Consider the following 22,480-nt stretch of genomic DNA (forward strand, 5'->3'; position numbering starts at 1 on the left):
AGCTATCCGATCACAGAAATAATGGGAGGATGGGCCTGCAAATCAACACAAGCCTCTACCTGGTATACTGCACGTAGATTATCTACCGTTAACACCTCGGCCGGAGTGCCCTGCGCATATACCTGCCCTCGATGTAGCAGACACAGGCGATCACAGTAACGCGCCGCTTGTGCCAAATCATGCAGTGACACGATCACGCCATGGTGTCGTTGGGCATAGTGGCGTAGCAACTCCAGTACTCGACACTGATAATACAGATCCAGACTGGCCAGTGGTTCATCTGCCAACAATAGCTGCGGCTCCCCTGCCAGCACTCTGGCCAGCCAGACCCTGGCTTGCTCACCACCCGACAATTTATCTACCGGTTGGTCCAGCCACTGAGTCACACCGGTTTGATGCGCCACCCGTTCCACTGGCGTCTTAGATTCATCACCCCACGGCAGACGTCCAAGGCTGATAATATCGCGCACACTCAGCGCCCAGGCACTCTGGCAACGTTGCGGCAGCAAACCTATCTGCCTTGCTCGCTGCTGTACTGAGAGCTTTTCAAGTGGGGCGTCGTGCAACTGAACGTCTCCCTGATAGGGCTCAATACCCGCCAGACAATGCAGCAGGGTGGTTTTACCGGCACCATTGGGGCCAATTAGCCCAAGCATCTCGCCTGGCTGCACTGCCAGATCAATGGCTTTAAGCCGGGTGTCGACTGTCAGCCCGCTGACTTCGATCAAAGCCATCGCCTGCGCTCCCGCCATACCAGCCAGATAAACAAAGGCGCTCCCAGCAGCGAGGTGAGCACACCCAGCTTCAGCTCTGGTCCGGCTGGCAGCAAACGTACCGCTATATCAGCCAGGCAAACAAGAATCGCGCCCATCAGTGCGGAAGGCACCAGCACCCGGTCAGGCCGGTTACCGACCAGCGGTCTGAGCAGATGCGGGACAATCAGCCCGACAAAGCCAATGGCACCCGCCACAGCCACTGACGTACCCACCAGCAAGGCAGCACCCAGTATGATCAGACGACTGCCGCGGGTATAAGAAAACCCCATGCTGCGGGCCACCTGTTCCCCCAGGCTTAACCCCAGCAATAAACGGCGCTGACTTAAGATCAACCCGCCACCCACCAGCAAGGCAGGCAGCAAGAGCCAAAGATGCTCAAGCCCTCGTTCAGATACTGATCCCAATAACCAGAACACCAACTCCTGCATAGCATAAGGATTAGGCGCAAAATTCAATACAGCCGCCAGTAACGCACCGGTCAGCGTTGAAATGGCTAACCCCGCCATGATCACCATCCCCTGACGTGCCGTACCCGCCAGAAACAACATTAACGACATTGCCAGCCCGGCGCCAAGTAACCCCGCCAGTGCAGGAGCCGCACCACCGGCCAGAGGAAACAAACCAAAATAGAATACGCATGCCGCCCCTAATGCCGCTCCCTGACTCGCTCCGGTCAAGCCAGGATCAGCCAGAGGATTACGCAGCAGTCCTTGCAACGCCGCACCACTCAGGCCGAGAGCGGCACCCACCGACATGGACAAAAGCGTGCGCGGCAACCGTATGTCACCGATCACAATCGCTGCCACGCTATCCACACCGGTTACCCACTCCAATAAACCCGCCCATACAGCCACATCGGTTGAGCCTATATACAGCGAGAGCAGGGTCGTCAAAGACACCAGCAACAGCAAAACCAGTTGAATCAATGCCACACCTCTCGTGCCTGTCGTAACTGTTCAATCAATTCCCAGGTCCAGGGTCCCGGACACTGCCAACGCCAGTAGTCGGTGGTTAACCAGCGCGGCTCAGGAATACGTCCTGCCAATGCCGGATGTTCAGCAAAACGATTGGCCAATGAAGGACTATCCGGTGATGCCCAGAGCAGCGCATCAGGGGGATCGCTGACCAACTTTTCAAGATCCAGTGACACATAACCTTTATCGGTCAGATAGTTAGACCAACCGGCCTGGCGCAAAATCTGATCTTCAAAAGTACCGGAACCTGTCCCTATACCATTAGCCCCCAGAAGCAACAAGCGTGGAGCTGATAGGTCGAGCGGCTGTTCATTTGGGGCAGGAGTAGCAAGATTGGCTGGCAAGCCGATCAGTTGCAGCAGCGTGCGTTCATAATCCTCAATCTGCTCAAGCGACTGAGGCAGCGAGACGACCGCTACCGGCAACTGTAGAGTCTTCAGCCGGTTTCGCAATAACAACGCATTGTACTCCCCCACCAGAACAAGATCAGGTTGCAACTGATAAATTTGCTCCAGCGAACCATCATGTACAGGCCAGTCATCCAGCTTCAAAGGCAAAGGGTAGCGTTTATGCAAGGGCGATAGTCCAGCGACACGAGCTTTGTTTACGTGGTATGCCAGTATCCAGTCCATACACAAATCCAGTGACAGGATACGCTCCGGGAAAGGTGGCACAAACTCCGGCACAGGTTCCGACGACCTCACGGGTTCAGATTTTACTACCAGCGCCCAGCTCAGCAGCAAGGCCAACAGTAACACACGCCACAACCTCTTGCGTCTGTATGGCATCCCCTCCCCCATGATTTTTTAAGTACCGTCTCTGCCTGCAAAGGCTGGCAGAATAACGGAAATCCAGGATGACTTCATCTATCCAGGCCCCTATAATGGCGTTGATTTTTTGATATGCTCACTGAGGTGTCGCGTGATTGATACACGCGATTAAACGGGAAACAGGTGCTGACACCCGTCAAAAGCCTGTGCTGCCCCCGCAACGGTAAGATGTTGTCATCGCAAACGCCACTGTGTTATTCAAACATGGGAAGGCGCGATGAACTGCGCGCTCTGCGCCGCATCAAGCCCGGATACCGGCCTCAGTGAGATTACTGTTGGTGTTGCGGAGGGCTTCACCCAGTCAAACTTACGGAACCACCTGGTACTGGGTGGTGCTGTGTTTTGGCTTTCCCTCCCTCATCACGCCCTACTTAGCGTATGAGGATACAAACTTGAAACATCCCCTGTACAGACACACCCTGTTACTCACGGCCCTGACAAGTGTCAGCACACCTCTTCTGGCCAACACAGTGCAACTCGAGCCCCTGCTGGTCACTGTCACCACGCCGCTACGCATGGCGCAGCCCCTGCATGAGACCCAGGCCGCCACGACCGTTATCACCCGTGCGGACATTGAACGCCAGCAACCCGAGTCTGTCGCGCAACTGCTACGGGGACATGCGGGTATTGAGTTCGCCAGTAGCGGTGGTGCCGGTTCGATAACCAGCCTGTTTATGCGCGGCAGCAACTCCAACCACACGCTGGTAATGATCGATGGTGTCAAGATCAACAACCCAACCAGTGGCGGTGTTAGTTGGCAATACTTACCCGTCAATCAGATCGAACGCGTGGAAATTGTACGCGGCCCACAATCCAGTGTCTGGGGTGCTGATGCAATTGGCGGTGTCATCAATATTATTACTCGAAAAGCGAACACTCCCGGAACCACGGGTGAAATTCGCCTAGGGGTGGGACAGCAAAACACCCGGCTGACCGATGCCAACTTCAGCGCAGCCAATGCCACCACACGCTTCACGTCATCCTTGAGTTACCGTGGCTCTGATAGCATCAATGCCAGAACAGCTGATACCTCCGGCGAAAAGGATGGCTATGAGCATTATGGTCTGCGCCTGCAGCTTGAACACGATCTGAACGAGCGCAACACCCTGTCTGCCGGATATCTACGTAGTCAGGGCGACAACCAGTACGACAGCTGCTCAATCTGGCCAGCGGCGTCAAATAACTGCAAGGAAGATTATTCCCTGCAAACACTCAGTCTGGGCTGGACACATCAATTAACCAACGCCTGGCAAATGGAAGCACTGTTACAACGGGTGGAAGAAGATCGCGAAGATTTTTTTGAAAGCCAGAACAACGGTCGAACACACACCCAACGTGATCAGCTCGGCATCAAGGCAACACTGTCGACTGACCCTTTCAGCCTGGTCAGCGGATTTGATGCGCAAAAAGAGCGCATACTGAAAGGCTCCGGCTTCACCCAGGACAGCCGGGATATCTTCGGTGTATTTGCACAGACTCACTATCGCCTGACCGATGCCTGGACACTGTCAGCCGGGGTGCGTCATGATGACGATGAATTCTTCGGTAATCAGACCACAGGTAACCTGGGATTGGACTGGCAACTGCATAGTGCTCACAATATTGGGGCCAGCATTTCCCAAGGATACCGGGCACCTAACCTAATGGAACTCTACGGTCCCGCCAGTTGGGGAGCCAACCCGGATCTTATGCCGGAAGAGTCAATTAACTATGAACTCTTCTGGCGCTATCAGCCAGGCTCGGCCTTTAATGCTGAAGTGCGCTTATTCCAGAATGAAATAGATAACCTGATTGTCTGGTCAGCGGGACAAAACCTCAACATCAATGAGTCACGTATCAGAGGTGCTGAAGTCACACTGGGATACCAACTCGCCAACTGGCGTTTTTCCGGGGCCCTGACGCTTCAGGACCCAATCAATCGTGAAGATGACTCGCTATTGCTGCGTCGAGCACGTGAACATGGCCGGATCGATATTGACTATGCTGTATCAAACTGGGGAGCAGGCGCTACGCTTGAAGGTCAAAGCAAACGTTATGACTTTGGCGGCCAACGCATGGGCGGCTACGTATTGCTAAACACCCATGCTCACTGGCAGCTATCATCCGATTGGACATTACGCGCAAAAATCGACAATCTGTTCGATCAAGACTACGAACAAGCCCTTGGATACCACACCCCAGGCCGCTACGTCGAAACCAGCCTGACCTACCGCTTTTAAGGAGAGCGGAGGCCGCAAGCGAGAAGGCCGGCAGGGCTTCCCCTTCAAGCTGACCGCTGCTGCCATGGATGGCAGCAGCGAGCCCACAAGGATGTGTTCACGGCGTGTCAAATTGAAGGGGGAGTCCTGCCTGCCCAGCAGCACTAGCAACTACCAGCACAACCACTGAACCCGCTATACTTAAACTCAAACCCTTCACAACCAAGGCACACCACTATGTCTGACCGACTCGACCGTATCTACACTCGCAGTGGCGACAAAGGCACGACCGGATTAGCCAATGGCAAACGTATCCCAAAATCCCACCCACGTATTGAAACCCTGGGCGATGTTGACGAACTAAACAGTCTGATAGGTCTGTTAATTGCTGAACTGGATATCAGTCATTCGCTAAATACCACCCTGGCACAGATCCAGAATGATCTGTTCGATCTGGGTGGTGAACTGGCCATAGCCGATGACAACTATACCGTCATCACCCTGGAAACCGTCACACGCCTGGAAACCTGCCTGGATCAATTAAATACCAGCCTACCGGCTCTGAAAGAGTTTATTTTACCCGGCGGCAGCCGTGCCGCTGCAACAGCCCATCTGGCACGTTCGGTATGCCGTCGGGCGGAACGGCGAATCGTCGAACTGAGCAGCCTGAATCAGGAGTCCATCAACCCCATGGGGGTCAGCTACCTGAATCGACTATCCGATTTATTGTTCGTGGTTGCACGAACCCTGGCACGGGAAAACGGTGGCAGTGAGATACACTGGAAACCCACACCGCAGGAAAATCCTTAACACAAAACATTCCCGTTTTGTGTTTAAGACCAAGGATGATTTTACAGCCACGCCCGAAACGGGATAAGCTAATTACATCAATCAGGATAAGAAGAGGAAGAGTCACGTGGAACAGGAAACTATCTGGATCGTTGCTGTGGTTGCACTTGCCGTCGGTGTATTGATTGGATACCTGCTGGGTAAATCCGGTGGTACTGAAATCAAGCGCAAGCGCCTCGAAGAAGAATTGAATGGTTCAAGAGCCGAAATGGACCGTTATAAGCAGGAAGTCACCTCGCATTTCGAGCAGACCGCGGCACTGGTCAATGAGTTAACCGATCAGTACCGTAAAGTACACCAGCACCTGGCTACCGGCGCTCAGAATCTTTGTCCTGACCAGCAACCGGGACGTTCACTACAGTCGTCTCTGCAACCCAAACTGGAAGCCACCCGCGCTGACGACGCACTTGATTCATCCACTCAAAAAGCGGCGGATCAGCAGCCACCTGAAAGCAACGCCAAAGAAGCTGATAAGCAGACGTCAGCTGATGCAGAACCCGAAGCCCCAAGAGATTGGGCTCCGAAAAAACCCAATGATCAAGGCACCCTGTCTGACGGCTACGGACTTAAAAAAGAGCAAGAAGAAACCCCTAAGACTCCGCCTTACCCTGATCCCGGTTTAAATGATGACGAAACAACCTCGGTAAAACCGAATCAGAAAGATTAAAACTGCCACCGAAGAGCTTATACGGGATTGGCGATATCCACAAAGCGGTGTTCAATACCGAAATGGCGGGCCAGGTGCTCGCCTAACGCCTGAACACCGTACCGCTCCGTAGCATGATGACCTGCACCGATATAATGAATACCGGCCTCGCGGGCAATATGCACCACCGGTTCTGAAATTTCTCCACTGATATAGGTATCCGCCCCCAAGGCCAGCGCAGTGTCGATATGACGTTCAGCTGCACCGGTACACCAGGCAACCTTACTCACCTTATGCTCCCCGCCAGCAATCACCTGAGGCTCACGCTCCAGATGCTGTGCAATAAGTCGGGAAAAAGACTTGAGTGTACAAGGCTCACTGACATGACCAATATTACCCAACCCCAACGGATTACCTGGCTCCATGCTGTCTTCAGATTCCAGCCCCAGACGTAAACCCAGCCGAGCATTATTACCCAGGGTTGGATGGGCATCCAGGGGCAGATGATAGGCTAGCAGGCTGATATCATTCACCATCAGTGTTTTGATACGTCGATGTTTAATCCCGGTCAGTACGGCGGACTCGCCCTTCCAGAAGTAACCATGATGTACCAGAACCAGATCAGCTTGCCACTCAACAGCCTCATCCAGCAAGGCCTGGCAGGCTGTGACACCTGTCAGGATTTTTTGCACCTGTGGACGCCCCTGAATCTGCAAGCCATTAGGACAATAATCCTTGAAATCACCAGAGCGCAGCGTCTGATTGCAATATTCCACCAGTTCATTCAGGTCGACGCTATTGTAATTCATCAGTTGGTTCCCATTTTTCAGTACAAAACCGTATACTATCAACAAACTTTAGACGAAATGGATTTATGCGTAAATTTAAACTCTTATCCTGGCCGGTCACTGTCGGCATTCTACTGGCTCTGCTGATCATTCAGTTCTTTTCTGATCGTATTAATCCACCGGCAACCAAGGTAGAAGTAGTGGAAACACCCCCCCCTCTGTCGGATAGTATTATACAGCCGCGCATATCCTATGCTGACGCTGTGGATATAGCTTCACCAGCCGTAGTGAATATTTACACTCAGACTGTCGTCAGAGAACCGACTAATCCATTGCTCAATGATCCCTTGTTCCAGCAGTTTTTCAATATTGACCGCCTGCCACAACGGGAACGCATCCAGTCCAGCTTGGGTTCCGGTGTTATTCTCAGCCCGGATGGTTATGTGGTTACCAACAATCATGTCATCAGTGGTGCTGATAGTATTGTGGTCTCAATGCAGGATGGGCGGGAATCTCTTGCTCAGGTTATTGGCAGTGATCCAGAAACCGATTTGGCACTGCTGAAGGTCAATCTCAACGAACTGCCCAGCATTGTGATGAATACTTCTGACACCCTGCGTGTCGGCGATGTTGTATTGGCAATTGGCAACCCCTTTGGGGTTGGTCAGACAGTCACCCAGGGCATTGTCAGTGCCACCGGACGAAACAGCATCGGCCTGAGCACTTACGAAAGTTTCATTCAAACCGATGCGGCCATCAACCCGGGCAACTCCGGGGGAGCCTTGATTGATCCCAACGGGCATATGGTGGGGATTAATACCGCGATTTTTTCTCAATCCGGTGGATCAAATGGCATCGGCTTCGCTATTCCAGCCCTCACGGCACGCCAGGTTATGCAGGATTTAATCGAACACGGGCGAGTGATTCGCGGCTGGCTCGGCATTGAAGTACAGGAAATCACTCCCCGACTAGCCGAATCCTTTAATCTTGAATCAGTAAATGGAGTGATTGTATCCGGCGTGGTACGGAACGGCCCGGCTCATCAGGCCGGTCTGCAACCCGGTGATATACTCACTGCCATTAACAGTGAAGCCATCACCACGGGTCGCAATTTGATGCTGAAAATTGCACGTACCAAGCCAGGTGAAAATGTCCACCTGGAGTTACTCAGAGATGAGCGACGTTTATCTTTAGTTGCACAACTGTCTGAACAGGCCCGCTCACCCAACTAAGCAGACCCTGCTCAGACAGTTAGTTATCCTTGATGATACGATACTCAGCTGAGCGGGCGTGTGCTGTCAGACTTTCACCTCGTGCCAGAACTGAAGCCACTTTACCCATTTCAGAAGCGCCTTCTGCTGAGAACATAATCACAGAAGAGCGTTTCTGGAAATCATAAACACCCAGCGGCGATGAAAACCGCGCCGTACCAGAGGTCGGTAACACATGGTTAGGACCCGCACAGTAATCACCCAGAGACTCAGCGGTGTAGCGCCCCATGAAAATAGCACCGGCATGGCGTATTTTCGGCAACAGGGCTTCCGGATCAGCCACTGACAACTCAAGATGCTCCGGAGCAATACGATTACACAGCTTCACAGCCTCATCAATATCCGCCACTTCGATCAGCATCGCACGGTTTTTCAGTGAAGCACTGATAATGTCACTGCGCTCCATAGTGGGCAGTAGTTTTTCAATGCTCGCCACCACCTGGTCCAGATAGCAGGCATCAGGAGAGATCAGGATGGACTGGGCATCTTCATCATGTTCAGCCTGGGAGAAAAGATCCATAGCGATCCAATCCGGGTCTGTCTGCCCATCACAGATTACCAGGATTTCAGAGGGGCCAGCGATCATATCGATGCCCACCGCACCAAATACAGCGCGCTTCGCTGTTGCCACGAAAATATTGCCTGGGCCAACAATTTTATCCACTCGCGGGACGGTTTCCGTGCCATAAGCCAGAGCCGCTACCGCCTGAGCACCCCCCAGGGTGAACACTCGATCTACACCAGCCAAAGCAGCGGCGGCCAATACCAGTTCGTTGACCACCCCATCAGGGGTCGGCACCACCATGATAATCTCTTGCACACCCGCGACTTTGGCAGGTAAAGCATTCATCAACACTGACGACGGATAAGCCGCTTTGCCACCCGGCACGTAAATACCTATGCGATCCATCGGTGTGACTTGCTGCCCCAACACGGTGCCGTCCGCTTCAGTATAACGCCAGGATTCACTTTTCTGGCGCTCATGGTAGGCACTAATGCGCTGAGCTGCCGCTTCCAGCGCAGTGCGCTGATCCAGCGGCAGGCTCTGCAGTGCTTGAAGCAAGCGTGTTTGGCTGACCTCAAGTTCAGACATTTGTGTTGCCTGCATGCGGTCAAAACGGTTAGTGTACTCAACCAACGCGGCATCACCACGGGCACGGACCTGCTCAATCACATCGTCAACGATCTGATTGACCTGCTTATCCGAAACACTTTCCCACGCCAACATAGCATTCAACTGCTTGTCAAAATCGGCCTGATCAGCCTTCAGACGTGTGATCTCTACTGACATATCAAACCTCACGTTTGGCTGCTACAGCAGCTTGCATTTGCTCAATAATCGGTTGAATCAGCTCATACTTCATCTTCATAGAAGGTTGCCCCACCACCAGGCGCGAGCTGATATCCGCTATGTGTTCCATGGGCTCCAGGCCATTAGCCTTCAAGGTGTTGCCCGTGTCGACAATATCGACAATACGGTCAGCCAAACCCATGATCGGCGCCAGCTCCATGGCCCCATAGAGTTTGATAATATCTACCTGAGCCCCCTTGCGGGCATAATAGTCGCGGGTAATATTGATGAATTTACTCGCCACCCGAAGTCGACCTTCGACAGCCGGGGCACCTTTCAGGCCGGCAATCATCAAACGACAACGGGAGATTTCCAAATCCAGTGGCTCATAGAGCCCCTGCCCACCGTGCTCCATCAGCACATCCTTACCCGCCACACCCATATCAGCGCCACCATATTCAACATAGGTAGGCACATCGGTGGCACGAATAACCAGTAATTTGATATTGGCATGATTAGTATCAAATATCAGTTTACGGCTACTGAAAATATCTTCGGCCGGATGTATATCGGCTGCCGCCAACAGGGGAAGTGTTTCCGTCAGGATGCGTCCTTTGGAAAGCGCGATGGTCAGCTGCTGTGTCATAGGGATTCTCTCTTAACCTTTTACGCGTCGGATGGTAGCACCCAAGCCCTGGAGTTTCTCTTCAATACACTCATAACCCCGATCAATATGGTAAATACGATCTATCAGGGTTTCGCCCTCGGCAACCAGCGCCGCAATTACCAGACTGGCTGATGCACGCAAGTCCGTTGCCATTACCGGTGCACCCTTGAGTTTGCTTACGCCTTCAATAATGGCGGTATTACCATCAATGGTAATATCAGCCCCCATACGCAGCATTTCCTGCATATGCATAAAGCGGTTTTCAAAAATGGTTTCGCGGACGATACCTACACCAATTGAAACGGCATTCATCGCCGCAAACTGTGCCTGCATATCAGTAGGAAATGCAGGATAGGGAGCCGTGGTCAGATTGACAGCTTTTGGGCGACGCCCATGCATATCCAATTCAATCCAGTCTTCACCGGTAGTTATGTCAGCGCCAGCTTCCTGGAGTTTTTTCAACACCGAGTCCAGTGTATCCGAACGGGTATTGCAGGTACGCACCTTGCCACCTGTTGCCGCAGCAGCCACCAGAAAAGTGCCGGTTTCAATACGATCTGCCATAACCGCATAACGACAGCCTTTCAGAGCTTCAACACCATGAATACTAATCATATCGGTTCCGGCACCGCGGATATCAGCACCCATCGCATTCAGGCAATTGGCCAGGTCTACGATCTCCGGCTCACGCGCGGCATTTTCAATCAGTGTCTCGCCATCAGCCAGCGCTGCCGCCATCATAATATTTTCTGTTCCGGTGACGGTTACCGTATCAAAAAACACTTTGCCACCTTTTAAGCGGCCATCACAGGTGGCGCGGATATAGCCCTGCTCCACTTCGATATGAGCGCCCATAGCTTCCAGTCCGCGTAAATGCAGATCCACAGGTCGACTGCCGATAGCACAACCACCTGGCAGAGATACCTCAGCCTGGCCAAAACGTGCCAACAGCGGTCCCAGAACCAGAATCGATGCACGCATAGTTTTGACCAGATCATAAGGTGCTACCACCGAGTTGATCTGGCTGGCGTCTATCACGGCACTTTGTGATTCAGTCAGGGTGACACTGACACCGAGTCGACGCATCAACTCAAGCATGGTATTAATATCATGCAGGTGTGGCAGATTAGTAAGCGTTACCGGCTCACTCGCCAGTAGAGTAGCGGCCAGGATTGGCAAGGCCGCATTTTTGGCACCAGAGATACGCACCTCACCATTCAGGCACGCCCCCCCTTGTATCAGAAACTTATCCATTTATCTGTCCGTATTAGGGCTTGATTAGTTCAGGGCGGCCCATTGCTCGGGAGTATAGGTTTTGATCGTCACAGCATGAATGTCACCACTGGCAATCTGCTTATTCAGACAGGCATAAACCAACTGCTGTTTTTTCACCGGGCTCAAACCCGTAAACTGTTCACTGATGACGGTAATTTCAAAATTACACCCTTCTCCCGCGGTCATCACCTGGCTAGCAGCCAGTTGACTTTCAATTACCTGTTTTACGTCTTCAGCTTGCATAGGAACTCCGGAAACTTTTTTGACAGGGGGCCGATAATAACGCAAAACGGGCCTTAAAGGCGACATTGCCTTTAAGGCCCGTGGGGTCAATCAATGTAGATTTTCTTCAACGCCCACCAGACGAGCAATAGAAAGCAGATCTTCTGGGGTATTAATGGCAGTCAATTCAAAGCCTTTTTCCAGCGCCAGACGTTCACAACAAAACCACAGCGATAAAGCTGAACTATCCACCCGGCCCACAGCCGAAAAATCCAGCTGGCAAGGGCCCTGCATCTGTTTGAGTTGACTCAGCAAGGCAGTTCGTTTCGCTACCACAGTAGAAAACAGCAAATCACCCTCTACACTGATAACCTGACTGACAACCTCAGCCTTCGACATCTTCCACCACCTCAGCAACTGTACTGGCGACTCGCTCTTCCCAGCTATCAATCACAGCGGAAATATCGCGTGAGCTCTGATACATATCGGCAAACTGATTTTGAAAGGTCAGACGTAGATTAATTCCTTCAACAGCGACGTTTACCAGCATCCAATTACCGTCAACATTACGCATGTAATAGAGAATATTATAGGTTTTCCCAGCGGTTGAAGTCAGTTGAACATTAACCACCTGCATTTCCGGCTGCGGACTGGGCGCACGCGGAGGTGTAATCGTGTACTCACGAATAGAAAATTCACTCACAGCCATAGAGTAGGTTCTAATCAGGGTTGTTTTGAGCACGCTGGCAAAACGTTCTAACTGTTCTTCAGACGCGCTTCGGGAAAACCGCCCCATGACCCCACGACCAAAGCCGTAAAAATCGATCACAGGGGTAACTATCTGCTCAACTTCAGACTGCAAACGCTCTCTATTTTCCTCCTCAAACAATGAGGAGTCACTCATCACATCAATCACTTTCTCGGTTGTGCTTTCAACCACCTGTTTTGCAGCGTCCCAATTCTGATCAACTGCAAACGCTTTCAATGTAAACAACATTGACATGAGAAAGACCAGATTTGCGGCATGTAATTTTTTCATGGTGTTTACTCACTAACCTGATTCATAAGGAATTTGCCCACAAGATCCTCTAAAACTAGCGCGGATTGGGTGTTGAAAATAAAATCGCCTTCACCCAACACTTCCATGTCTCCACCCGGAACGATACCGACATACTGTTGGCCCAGCAGGCCGGATGTCAGAATCATTGCTGAACTATCGGTACTGATATAATCAACATCTGCAAATATTTCCATCTCCACTTCTGCCATCAGCATCTGCGGATCCAAGCGAATATTCTTGACCTCACCGATCTGCACACCGGACATGGCCACTTTAGCACGGGGCGTCAGCCCGCCTATATTCTCAAAACTGGCATACAGCTTATAACCACCCGATTTTGGGGTAAGATTTAAACCACTGACATTCAATGCCAGCACAATCAAGGCCAGGAAGCCAATCAGCATAAACAGCCCTACACTGATTTCTACAGTACGGATACGCATTTTTACAAGTCTCCAAACATCAAAGCGGTAAGCACAAAGTCCAAGCCCAGAACAGCAAGCGATGCATAGACCACTGTACGGGTTGTAGCCTGACTGATTCCTTCTGAAGTCGGAATACAGTCATAACCCTGATACACAGCGACCCAGGTAACAACAAAACCAAACACTACCGCTTTTATCAGGCCATTCAACACATCACCCTGAAAATCCACGGACTGCTGCATATTCGCCCAAAAAGCGCCACTGTAGATTCCCAACCAGTCAACGGCAACCAGAGACGCTCCCCAGATACCTACAACGGCAAATATCATTGACAGCAGTGGCATACAGATAAAGCCAGCGTACAGACGCGGGGCAATAATACGCCGGTAAGGATCAACACCGATCATTTCCAGGCTGGCCAACTGCTCGGTAGCTTTCATCAGGCCAATTTCCGCCGTCAGCGCTGAACCGGCACGTCCGGCAAACAACAAGGCGGTCACAACCGGCGCCAGTTCCCGCAGCAAACTCAGTGCCACCATCTGGCCTACCGCTTGTTCAGAGCCATAATCCACCAGGATAGTATAGCCCTGTAACCCCAGTACCATGCCGATAAAAGCACCTGAGACAATAATGATCACCAGCGACAAGACACCGATGAAATAAATCTGCCGGATCAACAAAGGAAACATCATCACCGGTGCTGGCCTCGCCACCACTGAGTGATAAAGTATCTGCCCTGAGCGACCCAGTGCGGCACATTTAGACAGCGTCTTATGACCCAGCCTTTGAATACGATCCAGTATCACCTGAAGACTCCCCCTGCCATCAACTGTTCAGTGAAATCCGGTGCCGGATAGTGAAACGCAACCGGCCCATCAGGCAAACCTTCAACAAACTGACGCACCTGCTCAGAATCCTGACCTTTAAGCTGATCGGGTGTACCTTCAGCGATTACCTTGCCATCTGAAAGCACGTAAATATAATCCGAAATCGACAGGGTTTCCTCAATGTCATGCGAAACAATAATGGAACTATGCCCCAGCGCTTCATTCAGGCGCTTGATCAGGTTGACCAGTACGCCCTTAGCAATAGGATCCTGACCGGTAAAGGGCTCATCATACATGACGATATCCGGATCCAGCGCAATCGCACGCGCTAACGCCACACGCCGCGCCATTCCCCCGGAAAGTTCGCTAGGCATTAATCCCACAGCACCACGCAAACCAACCGCCTGTAGCTTCATCAATACAATATCGCGAATCATCTCTTCGGGTAGCTGGGTGTGCACACGGATAGGGAAGGCGATATTATCAAACACCGTCATGTCCGTGAACAGCGCTCCGCTCTGAAATAACATCCCCATGCGCTCACGCACAACAAAAAGATCCCGACGACTCAGTGTGGGTATATTCTGATTATCCAGCAAGATCTGGCCCGAATCCGGTAACAACTGACCACCAATCAGCTTCAACAGCGTGGTCTTCCCTGTACCGGAAGGCCCCATGATCGCCGTCACTTTACCACGAGGAATCTTGATACTGACATCGTCAAAGATACGCTTTGAGCCCCGTGAAAAGCTCATATTACGTATTTCAATTATGTTGTTATCTGAAGATTGTTTCATTTCCCTCGTTGAGTTTTTTTCAACGCCCATCCTTACACCCTGTTACAACAGACAAGACCGACAAATATACCATTACAGAGGTTAAGTTTAAACGCAGCAATGATCCAAACTTATGCAAATCACCCGCTACAGCAAATTGAGTTACGATCTCGGGCGAATCTGCGTTAAACTTATCCAAACGCACACATTATTCAACAGATGGCTGATCCCGATCCGAATGAATACATTTAACTTTATCGCCGCCGGCATACGTACTATTGAAATAGAGCATGCCACTATTAGTGCCCTGCTGGCCCAACTGAATGACAGTTTCAGCAAAGCCTGTGAGCTTTTACTCAGTTGCGAAGGACGCATCATTGTCACCGGCATGGGCAAATCCGGGCATATCGGCAATAAAATTGCAGCTACGCTGGCAAGCACGGGCACTCCGGCTTTTTTTGTGCACCCGGGAGAAGCGAGCCACGGCGACTTAGGCATGTTTACCGGCAAAGATGTGGTTCTGGCGTTATCCAACTCTGGTGAGACCACAGAAGTTGTCACTATTTTGCCGCTGATCAAACGCATGGGCGCTCCCCTGATCAGCATGACTTCAAACGCTGAATCCACCCTATCTCGCTTTGCTGATGTGAATCTGCACTTACCGGTAGAACGTGAAGCCTGCCCACACAACCTGGCACCGACTTCAAGCACCACAGCACAACTGGTCATGGGTGATGCCCTGGCGATTGCACTCTTGGAAGCACGCGGTTTCAGCCCCGAAGACTTTGCCTTTTCCCATCCAGGTGGCAGCCTGGGTAGACAGCTGCTGTTGCGCGTGGATGACATTATGCATGCCGGTGAAAACATCCCTCAGGTCACGGTGAATACATCAATACGTGAAGCGCTGCTCGAGGTTACTCAGAAACGCCTGGGCATGACCGCGGTAACCAATGCAACCGGTGAACTCTTGGGTATTTTCACCGATGGTGACCTGCGCCGCACTCTGGATCAGGAAATTGATCTTAAAAACACCTCGATTGCAGACGTTATGACCCCAGGTGGAACCACATTAAAAACTGGTTCACTGGCTGCAGAAGCACTGAAAATCATGCAGGAACGTAAAATTAATGCGCTGTTGATCACAGATCACCAAGGCCAACTCGCCGGTGCACTGAACATGCATGACCTGCTTAAAGCCGGAGTTATCTGACCATGACTGAAATCCTGTCCGATGAACTGAAACAACGCTTGCAAGCCATACGGCTGGCAGTATTCGATGTGGATGGCATACTGACCGATGGCTCATTGTATTTTTTGCCCGATGGCCAGGAAATTAAAGCCTTCAACACCCTGGATGGTCTGGGATTGAAACTGCTGCAGAAAGCCGGCATCAAGACAGCCATTATCACCGGACGCAGCTCATCCCAAGTCAGTATGCGCGCCAAAGCACTGGGTGTTGACTGGCTGCTACAGGGGCGAGAAGACAAGCTGACCGCTCTGGAAGAGATCTGGCAGGAAAGTGGAGACAGCGCAACCACTACAGCCTATATAGGTGATGATCTGCCTGATTTGGCGGCTATTATCACTGTCGCTTTTGGCGCATCGGTTCCCAATGGTCATCCCGTGGTCTGTAAAGAAGCTGACTGGTGCACCACCCGTCGTGGTGGACAAGGTGCCGCACGGGAGTTCTGCGAAATACTGTTATCAGCTCAAGGTAAACTGTCTGGCCTGATTGAGGAATTTCGTTGATGCTAAATGCAGCCCGTCTGAAGCTGATAACAGGTCTGGCTATATTACTGGCGGCGCTGGTGTACTGGGGTTTTTTTGGCAGTCCCAGCGAAACCCTCACAGGTAATCCGAATGATCCGGAACGGGTGGATTTTTTTATCCGTGATGCTTACATCACTGACTTTGATGAAAACGGGCAAGTATCAAGTATCATTCAATCACCTCATCTGCAGCATTACCCTGCGCCCGAGCTGATCACGCTGAACAGCCCATTGATCACCCTGCCTCGTGATACACGTGGTGATACGCAGATTTCATCTGATTTGGGCAGCATGCTTGATGATGAAAGCAAGATTGAACTTGCAGGAAACGTCAGGGTTATTGATAATCCTGCAGCAGATACACCTTGGGTACTGACGACATCAGTCATGACACTACTGCCACCGGATGATTATGCCGAAACCGATGCCCCGGTTCAGATTCAACAGGGAACTAACCGTACTGATGCTATCGGCATGCAGGCGTGGCTCAGAGAACACCGTATAGACCTGCTGTCTGACGTAAGAGGATATTATGCGACCTACTAAAATGTTAATGCGGTGCCTGATCGCTGCTCTAGTAATACTAAGCCAGACCGCTCAGGCTTTACCTGAAGATCAGGAGCAGCCAATTTATGTCTCTGCTGATCATGCCAGCATGAACGAACTTACAGGTATCGCTGTATATACCGGATCAGTTGAGATACGTCAGGGTACCATGCTGATGCTGGGCTCACGTGTCGAAATGCACCGTGATGATACCGGTAGCATTTCCAGAATTTTATCTACCGGTGCCCCAGCTGAATTTCACCAACAAGCCAGCGCCGAGCAACCGCTAACCAAAGCCTACGGCTTGCGTATGGATTACCGTGTGCCCGATCAGACAGTAACCATTACAGAAAACGCTCGCGTCATGCAGGATGCTGATGAATTCACTGGAGAGCGCATCGTTTATGATATGGACAAGTCAGTCGTTGATGCCTTTAGAAGTGAATCTCAGGATGGCCAGCGCGTACAAATGGTCATTCAACCGAAAGGCGATCAGTAGCTATGACAACTACACTGGAAGCCCTGCACCTGGCCAAGTCCTACAAAGGACGCGATGTTGTTCGCGATGTATCCCTAAGTATCAATCAGGGTGAGATAGTGGGTCTGCTGGGTCCCAATGGCGCAGGCAAAACAACCTGTTTCTATATGATTGTAGGGCTGGTTAATGCCGACAAAGGCAATATTCGCCTTGCGCAGCAGGATATCACCCAATTACCCATGCACAACCGTGCCAAAAAAGGCATAGGCTATCTGCCCCAAGAAGCTTCAGTTTTCAGAAAACTAAGCGTTAGTGACAACCTGATGGCTATTCTGGAAACCCGCAAAGAATTATCCAAATCAGATCGCACACAACTGCTGGAAGAATTGTTACAGGAATTCCATATTACCCATCTACGAAATAGTCCTGGCATGGCGCTGTCCGGGGGGGAGCGTCGACGCGTGGAAATAGCCCGGGCATTGGCCACGGAGCCCCGCTTCATTCTGCTTGATGAACCTTTCGCCGGTGTTGATCCGATATCAGTAAATGACATTAAACAAACTATACGGCATCTTCAGGAACGTAATATAGGTATACTCATAACAGATCACAATGTTCGTGAGACCCTCGATATTTGTGAACGTGCCTACATAGTGAGTGAAGGCGCCATCCTTGCAGATGGCAGTCCATCTGACATAATGGGTAATGAGCAGGTTCGCAGCGCCTATCTGGGCGATCAGTTCCAACTCTAGTCACCATCCCTGCCTCTGAATAAGTGATCTAAACGGCATATGAAGCAAGCGTTACATCTCAAGATCGGCCAACATCTCACGATGACGCCACAGCTGCAACAGGCTATCCGCCTGCTACAGCTGTCAACTCTGGATCTGCAACAGGAGATCCAGCAAGCGCTGGACAGCAACCCGTTGCTGGAAGTCAGTGATGAAGAGTCTGACGCGGCCGAAGGGCACGTGGGTGAAACCTATGAAGACAAAGAAACGGCCGCACTCAGCAGTAACAGTGAAACCTCAGACAGTCTGAGCGATGACACAGCAGCAGATAATGACTGGAATGAGTCTATTCCGGAAGATTTGCCCACTGACAGCAACTGGGAAGATACCTTCCAGGCTCAAGGCTCAGGTACCGGCCCGGCTACTGAAGGCGACTGGCCCAATCAGGATAATGATACCCGAGAAGACACTCTGCAGGATCATCTGATCTGGCAACTGAACTTAACGCCCATGAGTGAGCAGGATTACATGGTGGCGGAAGCCATTATCGATGCTACTGATGCCGATGGCTACCTGCGTAGCGACCCCGCAGAACTTCTGGAACAGTTTCAGGCACAACAGCCGGAACTGTTCATGGAAGCAGATGAAGATGAAATTCTGGCGGTACTTCATCGGGTTCAGCAGTTTGACCCACCCGGTGTGGCAGCCCGTGATCTGAGTGAATGCCTGTGTATTCAGATCAAGCAACTGCCTGATGCAATTGAGTGGCGTGAACAAGCGATCCGTCTTTGCCGGGAATTTCTTCCGCTGCTGGGTAGTCATGACTACAAAACCCTGATGCGCAAAATGCGCCTAAATGACGTTGAGTTAGATAATGTCATCAATCTGATCCGATCACTGAACCCCAAACCCGGCGCACTGATCAGTTCCACCCAATCTGAATATGTAATTCCTGACGTTATGGTCCGCAAGATCCATGATGAGTGGATTGTATCCCTTAATCCCGATATCGCTCCGAAACTGCGGATTAACTCACAGTACGCTGATTTGATCCGCCGCGCTGACAGTAGCGCAGACAATACTTACCTGAAAAACCATCTGCAGGAAGCCCGCTGGTTTTTGAAAAGCTTACTGAGCCGAAATGATACGCTATTGAAAGTGGCGACTGAGATCGTAGAGCGACAGCGTGACTTTCTCGATACAGGTGATGAAGCCATGAAACCCATGGTGCTGCATGATATCGCCGAAGCGGTGTCCATGCATGAATCAACCATTTCCCGTGTCACCACACAAAAATTCATTCATACCCCCAGAGGTATTTTCGAGCTGAAATATTTCTTTTCCAGCCAGGTCAATACCGCTGATGGTGAAGGCGCCTCATCTACAGCTATCCGGGCGCTGATCAAAAAGTTGATCTCTGCTGAAAATACAGCCAAACCCCTCAGCGATAACAAGATCGCACAACTGCTGAAAGAGCAGGGAATCAACGTAGCGAGACGTACCGTTGCAAAATATCGTGAAGCGCTAAGCATTCCGCCTTCTAATGAGCGCAAGCGTCTGCTTTAATTAACTATAGAGTACGACCTTATCGTACCAGCACTAAGGAGAGAAACCATGCAGATCAATATAACTGGTCATCACGTAGAACTGACAGATGCATTAAATGAGTATGTGCGCAGTAAATTCGTGCGTCTTGAGCGTCATTTCGACAATATTACCAACGTACAGGTGACCCTGAGTGTTGAGAAGCAGCGCCAGAAAGCTGAAGCTGACTTACATGTAGCTGGTGGTGAAATATTTGCACAAGCCGAACAGGATGACATGTATGCTGCAATAGATGCCATGATCGACAAACTGGATCGTCAGATCATTAAGCACAAGGAAAAAATGAAATCTCATAAATAACCTTTAGTATTGACTATCATATGCCTATATCCGAACTACTGACTGAATCCCTGACACTTTGTCATATTGATGCAGGAAGTAAAAAACGTGTTTTAGAAATCGCCAGCGAAGCTCTGGCCGCCGAGATCGATAAACTGGAAGTTGAAGATGTCTTCAGTGCCCTACTCAATCGTGAACGTCTCGGTAGTACCGGTATCGGCGACGGTGTGGCGATCCCACACTGTCGTCTGGCTGGGTGCAATCGAGCTCTCGCACTCTTAGTCACCCTGAAAGAGCCGATTGATTTTAACGCGATAGACAACCGTCCAGTCGACCTTCTCTGTTGCCTGCTAGTACCTGAAGATGCCGCTACAGAGCATTTACAGACACTGGCCGGGCTTGCCGAACTTTTCAGTCAGTCTGAAATACGTGAAACACTGCGCAGTGCTGCTGATGCAGCAACGCTGTACAGTCGCTTCCTGAACGCTGCCAGGCAAGGGGCCTAAGCTGTGAAGCTGGTCATTTTGAGTGGTCGATCTGGTTCAGGTAAAACCACGGCATTGCAAGCACTTGAAGATGCTGGCTTTTATTGCATCGACAACCTGCCAGCCATTTTACTACCCGAACTGATCAAGCAAATGACTGAGGCCACGGGAAACCCGTCAAAAATAGCGGTCAGTATTGATGCCCGGAACCTGACCAGCAACCTGGAACGCTTTCCAGCGTTACTTGAACAACTCAAACAATTCAGTGACCTGAGCTGTGAAGTCATCTATCTGGATGCATCAGAATCCACGTTGCTAAAACGCTTCAGTGCCACCCGGCGCAAACACCCGCTCACCGACACTCACTCAGGATTACGTGAAGCAATTGAATACGAACGCGTGTTACTGGAGCCCATCGCGACCCTGGCCGACATGCGCATTGATACCACCCGACTGACGCTCTATGAGCTGCGTGATCGTATCAAACTACGTATTACACAAAGGCGCGAGCAATCCCTCTCCCTGCTATTTGAGTCCTTTGGCTTCAAACATGGCGTACCACTGGACGCTGACTTCACTTTTGACGTCCGCACACTACCCAACCCTCACTGGATACCTGAATTACGCCCCCTGACAGGACTGGATACGGAGGTGCGTGAATTTCTGCAGCAGTCGCCTGATGTGGATGAAATGGCGGCCGATATCACTCATTTTCTGGAACGCTGGTTACCGCGTATTCGCCAGGATAACCGCAGCTACCTGACAGTCTGTATAGGTTGCACTGGAGGCCAACATCGTTCGGTCTATCTGGCAGAATACCTGGCTAGTCATTTCAGCTTGTCCATGGATAGTGTCCACGTCCGTCACCGTGAACTGACCTGATTGAGAAAGGCATGATTGAATCTCCCATCACTATTATTAATAAACTCGGTTTACATGCACGAGCCGCCGCTAAGCTCAGCACCCTGGCCAGTGGTTTTTCCAGTCAGATTGAGATTGAAAAAAATGACCGCTGCGTCGACTGTAAAAGCATTATGGCAGTGATGATGCTGGCAGCCAGCAAAGGCACTGAGCTTAACCTTCGTATTGAAGGCACAGATGAACACCAGGCTTTTGAAGCCATAATTACGCTGATCAACAACCGTTTTGATGAGCCGGAATAGAGCCCCTTATGAATTCACCAGATCAAAATAACTTTCAGACTGATGATGAAGATATACTTGTCAGTCGCTCTGAGCTGAAACGGCAGATGGATGCGCTGAAACAACTGGGTAAACGCATCACCGAGCTGCGTCCGGATCAGCAGGAGAAAATCCCGATGGATGAAGCCCTGCGAGCAGCCATAACCGAAACCCGACGCATCACCTCTAACGGGGCATTAAAACGCCATATGCAATTTATTGGCAAATTAATGCGCCATGCTGACGTGGACGCTATCCGTCTGGCATTAGATGAATTTGATACCGCAAGCCAGGCGCATAACCAGAAGTTTCATGCCATTGAGCAGTGGCGTGAGCGATTACTGCTTGAAGGTACAGCCGGAAATGAAGCACTGGAAGCCTTTATCAATGATCACCCACAGACAGATATCCAGCAACTGCGTCAACTAATCCGGAATACCCGACGGGAAATTGAAAAACAGCAACCCCCGACGCAGTATCGTAAGCTATTCCGCTTTCTGCGTGACACCACCGAATCAAACTGAGCCAGGA

28 protein-coding genes and 1 riboswitch are annotated in these 22,480 nt (G+C 51.0%); of the genes, 15 read left to right on the top strand and 13 right to left on the bottom strand.

Features of this window, described 5'->3' with window-relative positions; translation table 11 throughout:
* Positions 1-2 precede the first annotated feature (2 nt).
* The 3 genes from F5I99_RS13685 to F5I99_RS13695 are packed head-to-tail and all read right to left on the bottom strand — an operon-like array spanning position 3 to position 2,538.
* Positions 3-734 carry an ABC transporter ATP-binding protein gene (locus F5I99_RS13685; protein WP_151056900.1) on the bottom strand — a complete coding sequence of 244 codons (732 nt, stop codon included), beginning with the start codon at positions 732-734 and terminating at the stop codon, positions 3-5.
* Positions 725-1,702, bottom strand: coding sequence for a FecCD family ABC transporter permease (locus F5I99_RS13690; RefSeq protein ID WP_225307418.1), 978 nt, complete (start codon positions 1,700-1,702; stop codon positions 725-727). Before F5I99_RS13690 ends, F5I99_RS13685 begins: the two co-directional genes overlap by 10 nt.
* On the bottom strand, positions 1,699-2,538 hold the full coding sequence (locus tag F5I99_RS13695; RefSeq protein ID WP_151056902.1) for an ABC transporter substrate-binding protein: 840 nt from the start codon (positions 2,536-2,538) through the stop codon (positions 1,699-1,701). Before F5I99_RS13695 ends, F5I99_RS13690 begins: the two co-directional genes overlap by 4 nt.
* Positions 2,539-2,645: 107 nt before the next feature.
* A riboswitch (cobalamin riboswitch) is annotated at positions 2,646-2,857 on the top strand.
* Positions 2,858-2,972: 115 nt separating this feature from the next.
* On the opposite strand from F5I99_RS13695, the gene F5I99_RS13700 reads away from it, so the two are divergent.
* From F5I99_RS13700 to F5I99_RS13710, 3 genes are all read left to right on the top strand, one after another.
* A complete protein-coding gene (locus F5I99_RS13700) occupies positions 2,973-4,799 on the top strand; it encodes a TonB-dependent receptor plug domain-containing protein (protein WP_151056904.1) in 1,827 nt (608 codons plus the stop codon).
* Between the two features lie 216 nt (positions 4,800-5,015).
* Complete coding sequence (locus F5I99_RS13705; RefSeq protein WP_151056906.1) at positions 5,016-5,588, top strand: cob(I)yrinic acid a,c-diamide adenosyltransferase; 573 nt, start codon at positions 5,016-5,018, stop codon at positions 5,586-5,588.
* Between the two features lie 106 nt (positions 5,589-5,694).
* Positions 5,695-6,294 (top strand): YhcB family protein, encoded by a 600-nt coding sequence (locus F5I99_RS13710; protein WP_191905857.1) that lies wholly within the window; start codon positions 5,695-5,697, stop codon positions 6,292-6,294.
* A gap of 17 nt (positions 6,295-6,311) precedes the next feature.
* Here the strand turns inward: F5I99_RS13710 and F5I99_RS13715 are convergent, their stop codons facing one another.
* Positions 6,312-7,082 (bottom strand): Nif3-like dinuclear metal center hexameric protein, encoded by a 771-nt coding sequence (locus tag F5I99_RS13715; protein WP_151056910.1) that lies wholly within the window; start codon positions 7,080-7,082, stop codon positions 6,312-6,314.
* 65 nt (positions 7,083-7,147) lie between these two features.
* Between F5I99_RS13715 and F5I99_RS13720 the strand changes: the two genes are divergently transcribed.
* Positions 7,148-8,293 (top strand): trypsin-like peptidase domain-containing protein, encoded by a 1,146-nt coding sequence (locus F5I99_RS13720; RefSeq protein WP_151056912.1) that lies wholly within the window; start codon positions 7,148-7,150, stop codon positions 8,291-8,293.
* Positions 8,294-8,312: 19 nt separating this feature from the next.
* On the opposite strand, the gene hisD is transcribed toward F5I99_RS13720, so the two are convergent.
* The 9 genes from hisD to F5I99_RS13765 all read right to left on the bottom strand — a co-directional run bounded on the left by hisD (position 8,313) and on the right by F5I99_RS13765 (position 14,896).
* Entirely contained in the window at positions 8,313-9,623 is a 1,311-nt protein-coding gene (hisD, locus tag F5I99_RS13725) for a histidinol dehydrogenase (RefSeq protein WP_151056914.1), read from the bottom strand.
* Between the two features lies 1 nt (position 9,624).
* On the bottom strand, positions 9,625-10,269 hold the full coding sequence (gene hisG / locus F5I99_RS13730) for an ATP phosphoribosyltransferase (RefSeq protein ID WP_151056916.1): 645 nt from the start codon (positions 10,267-10,269) through the stop codon (positions 9,625-9,627).
* A 12-nt stretch (positions 10,270-10,281) separates the two neighbouring features.
* Positions 10,282-11,544 carry a UDP-N-acetylglucosamine 1-carboxyvinyltransferase gene (murA, locus tag F5I99_RS13735; RefSeq protein WP_151056918.1) on the bottom strand — a complete coding sequence of 421 codons (1,263 nt, stop codon included), beginning with the start codon at positions 11,542-11,544 and terminating at the stop codon, positions 10,282-10,284.
* A 24-nt stretch (positions 11,545-11,568) separates the two neighbouring features.
* Positions 11,569-11,808 (bottom strand): BolA family protein, encoded by a 240-nt coding sequence (locus F5I99_RS13740; RefSeq protein ID WP_151056920.1) that lies wholly within the window; start codon positions 11,806-11,808, stop codon positions 11,569-11,571.
* A gap of 90 nt (positions 11,809-11,898) precedes the next feature.
* A complete protein-coding gene (locus F5I99_RS13745) occupies positions 11,899-12,186 on the bottom strand; it encodes an STAS domain-containing protein (protein WP_151056922.1) in 288 nt (95 codons plus the stop codon).
* Positions 12,173-12,826: an MlaC/ttg2D family ABC transporter substrate-binding protein gene (locus tag F5I99_RS13750; RefSeq protein ID WP_151056924.1), complete on the bottom strand. Its 654-nt coding sequence runs from the start codon at positions 12,824-12,826 to the stop codon at positions 12,173-12,175. Before F5I99_RS13750 ends, F5I99_RS13745 begins: the two co-directional genes overlap by 14 nt.
* Positions 12,827-12,831: 5 nt before the next feature.
* The gene (mlaD, locus tag F5I99_RS13755; protein ID WP_151056926.1) at positions 12,832-13,290 is read right to left on the bottom strand and encodes an outer membrane lipid asymmetry maintenance protein MlaD; all 459 of its coding nucleotides are present in this window, start codon (positions 13,288-13,290) and stop codon (positions 12,832-12,834) included.
* Between the two features lie 2 nt (positions 13,291-13,292).
* Positions 13,293-14,075 (bottom strand): lipid asymmetry maintenance ABC transporter permease subunit MlaE, encoded by a 783-nt coding sequence (mlaE, locus tag F5I99_RS13760; RefSeq protein WP_151059213.1) that lies wholly within the window; start codon positions 14,073-14,075, stop codon positions 13,293-13,295.
* Positions 14,075-14,896 carry an ATP-binding cassette domain-containing protein gene (locus tag F5I99_RS13765; protein ID WP_151056928.1) on the bottom strand — a complete coding sequence of 274 codons (822 nt, stop codon included), beginning with the start codon at positions 14,894-14,896 and terminating at the stop codon, positions 14,075-14,077. Before F5I99_RS13765 ends, mlaE begins: the two co-directional genes overlap by 1 nt.
* Before the next feature lie 217 nt (positions 14,897-15,113).
* Here F5I99_RS13765 and F5I99_RS13770 point away from each other — a divergent pair, with 217 nt between their 5' ends.
* From F5I99_RS13770 to yjgA, 11 genes are read left to right on the top strand one after another with little or no spacing between them, the layout of a single operon-like run.
* Complete coding sequence (locus F5I99_RS13770; protein WP_151056931.1) at positions 15,114-16,085, top strand: KpsF/GutQ family sugar-phosphate isomerase; 972 nt, start codon at positions 15,114-15,116, stop codon at positions 16,083-16,085.
* Between the two features lie 2 nt (positions 16,086-16,087).
* Entirely contained in the window at positions 16,088-16,624 is a 537-nt protein-coding gene (locus tag F5I99_RS13775) for a KdsC family phosphatase (RefSeq protein WP_151056933.1), read from the top strand.
* On the top strand, positions 16,624-17,190 hold the full coding sequence (lptC, locus tag F5I99_RS13780) for an LPS export ABC transporter periplasmic protein LptC (RefSeq protein ID WP_151056935.1): 567 nt from the start codon (positions 16,624-16,626) through the stop codon (positions 17,188-17,190). Before F5I99_RS13775 ends, lptC begins: the two co-directional genes overlap by 1 nt.
* Complete coding sequence (gene lptA, locus F5I99_RS13785; protein ID WP_151056937.1) at positions 17,177-17,689, top strand: lipopolysaccharide transport periplasmic protein LptA; 513 nt, start codon at positions 17,177-17,179, stop codon at positions 17,687-17,689. The genes lptC and lptA overlap by 14 nt, the downstream gene beginning before the upstream one ends.
* Before the next feature lie 2 nt (positions 17,690-17,691).
* Positions 17,692-18,420 carry an LPS export ABC transporter ATP-binding protein gene (gene lptB, locus F5I99_RS13790; RefSeq protein ID WP_151056939.1) on the top strand — a complete coding sequence of 243 codons (729 nt, stop codon included), beginning with the start codon at positions 17,692-17,694 and terminating at the stop codon, positions 18,418-18,420.
* A gap of 39 nt (positions 18,421-18,459) precedes the next feature.
* The gene (locus F5I99_RS13795; protein ID WP_151056941.1) at positions 18,460-19,965 is read left to right on the top strand and encodes an RNA polymerase factor sigma-54; all 1,506 of its coding nucleotides are present in this window, start codon (positions 18,460-18,462) and stop codon (positions 19,963-19,965) included.
* A 48-nt stretch (positions 19,966-20,013) separates the two neighbouring features.
* Positions 20,014-20,304, top strand: coding sequence for a ribosome hibernation promoting factor (gene hpf, locus F5I99_RS13800; protein WP_151056943.1), 291 nt, complete (start codon positions 20,014-20,016; stop codon positions 20,302-20,304).
* 20 nt (positions 20,305-20,324) lie between these two features.
* Positions 20,325-20,789, top strand: coding sequence for a PTS sugar transporter subunit IIA (locus F5I99_RS13805; RefSeq protein WP_151056945.1), 465 nt, complete (start codon positions 20,325-20,327; stop codon positions 20,787-20,789).
* Positions 20,790-20,792: 3 nt separating this feature from the next.
* On the top strand, positions 20,793-21,650 hold the full coding sequence (rapZ, locus tag F5I99_RS13810) for an RNase adapter RapZ (protein ID WP_151056947.1): 858 nt from the start codon (positions 20,793-20,795) through the stop codon (positions 21,648-21,650).
* A gap of 11 nt (positions 21,651-21,661) precedes the next feature.
* A complete protein-coding gene (locus tag F5I99_RS13815) occupies positions 21,662-21,931 on the top strand; it encodes an HPr family phosphocarrier protein (protein WP_151056949.1) in 270 nt (89 codons plus the stop codon).
* 8 nt (positions 21,932-21,939) lie between these two features.
* Entirely contained in the window at positions 21,940-22,473 is a 534-nt protein-coding gene (gene yjgA / locus F5I99_RS13820) for a ribosome biogenesis factor YjgA (protein ID WP_151056951.1), read from the top strand.
* Positions 22,474-22,480: the final 7 nt, after the last annotated feature.

The sequence above is a fragment of the Nitrincola iocasae genome (genome assembly GCF_008727795.1).
Classification (GTDB): Bacteria; Pseudomonadota; Gammaproteobacteria; order Pseudomonadales; family Balneatricaceae; genus Nitrincola; species Nitrincola iocasae.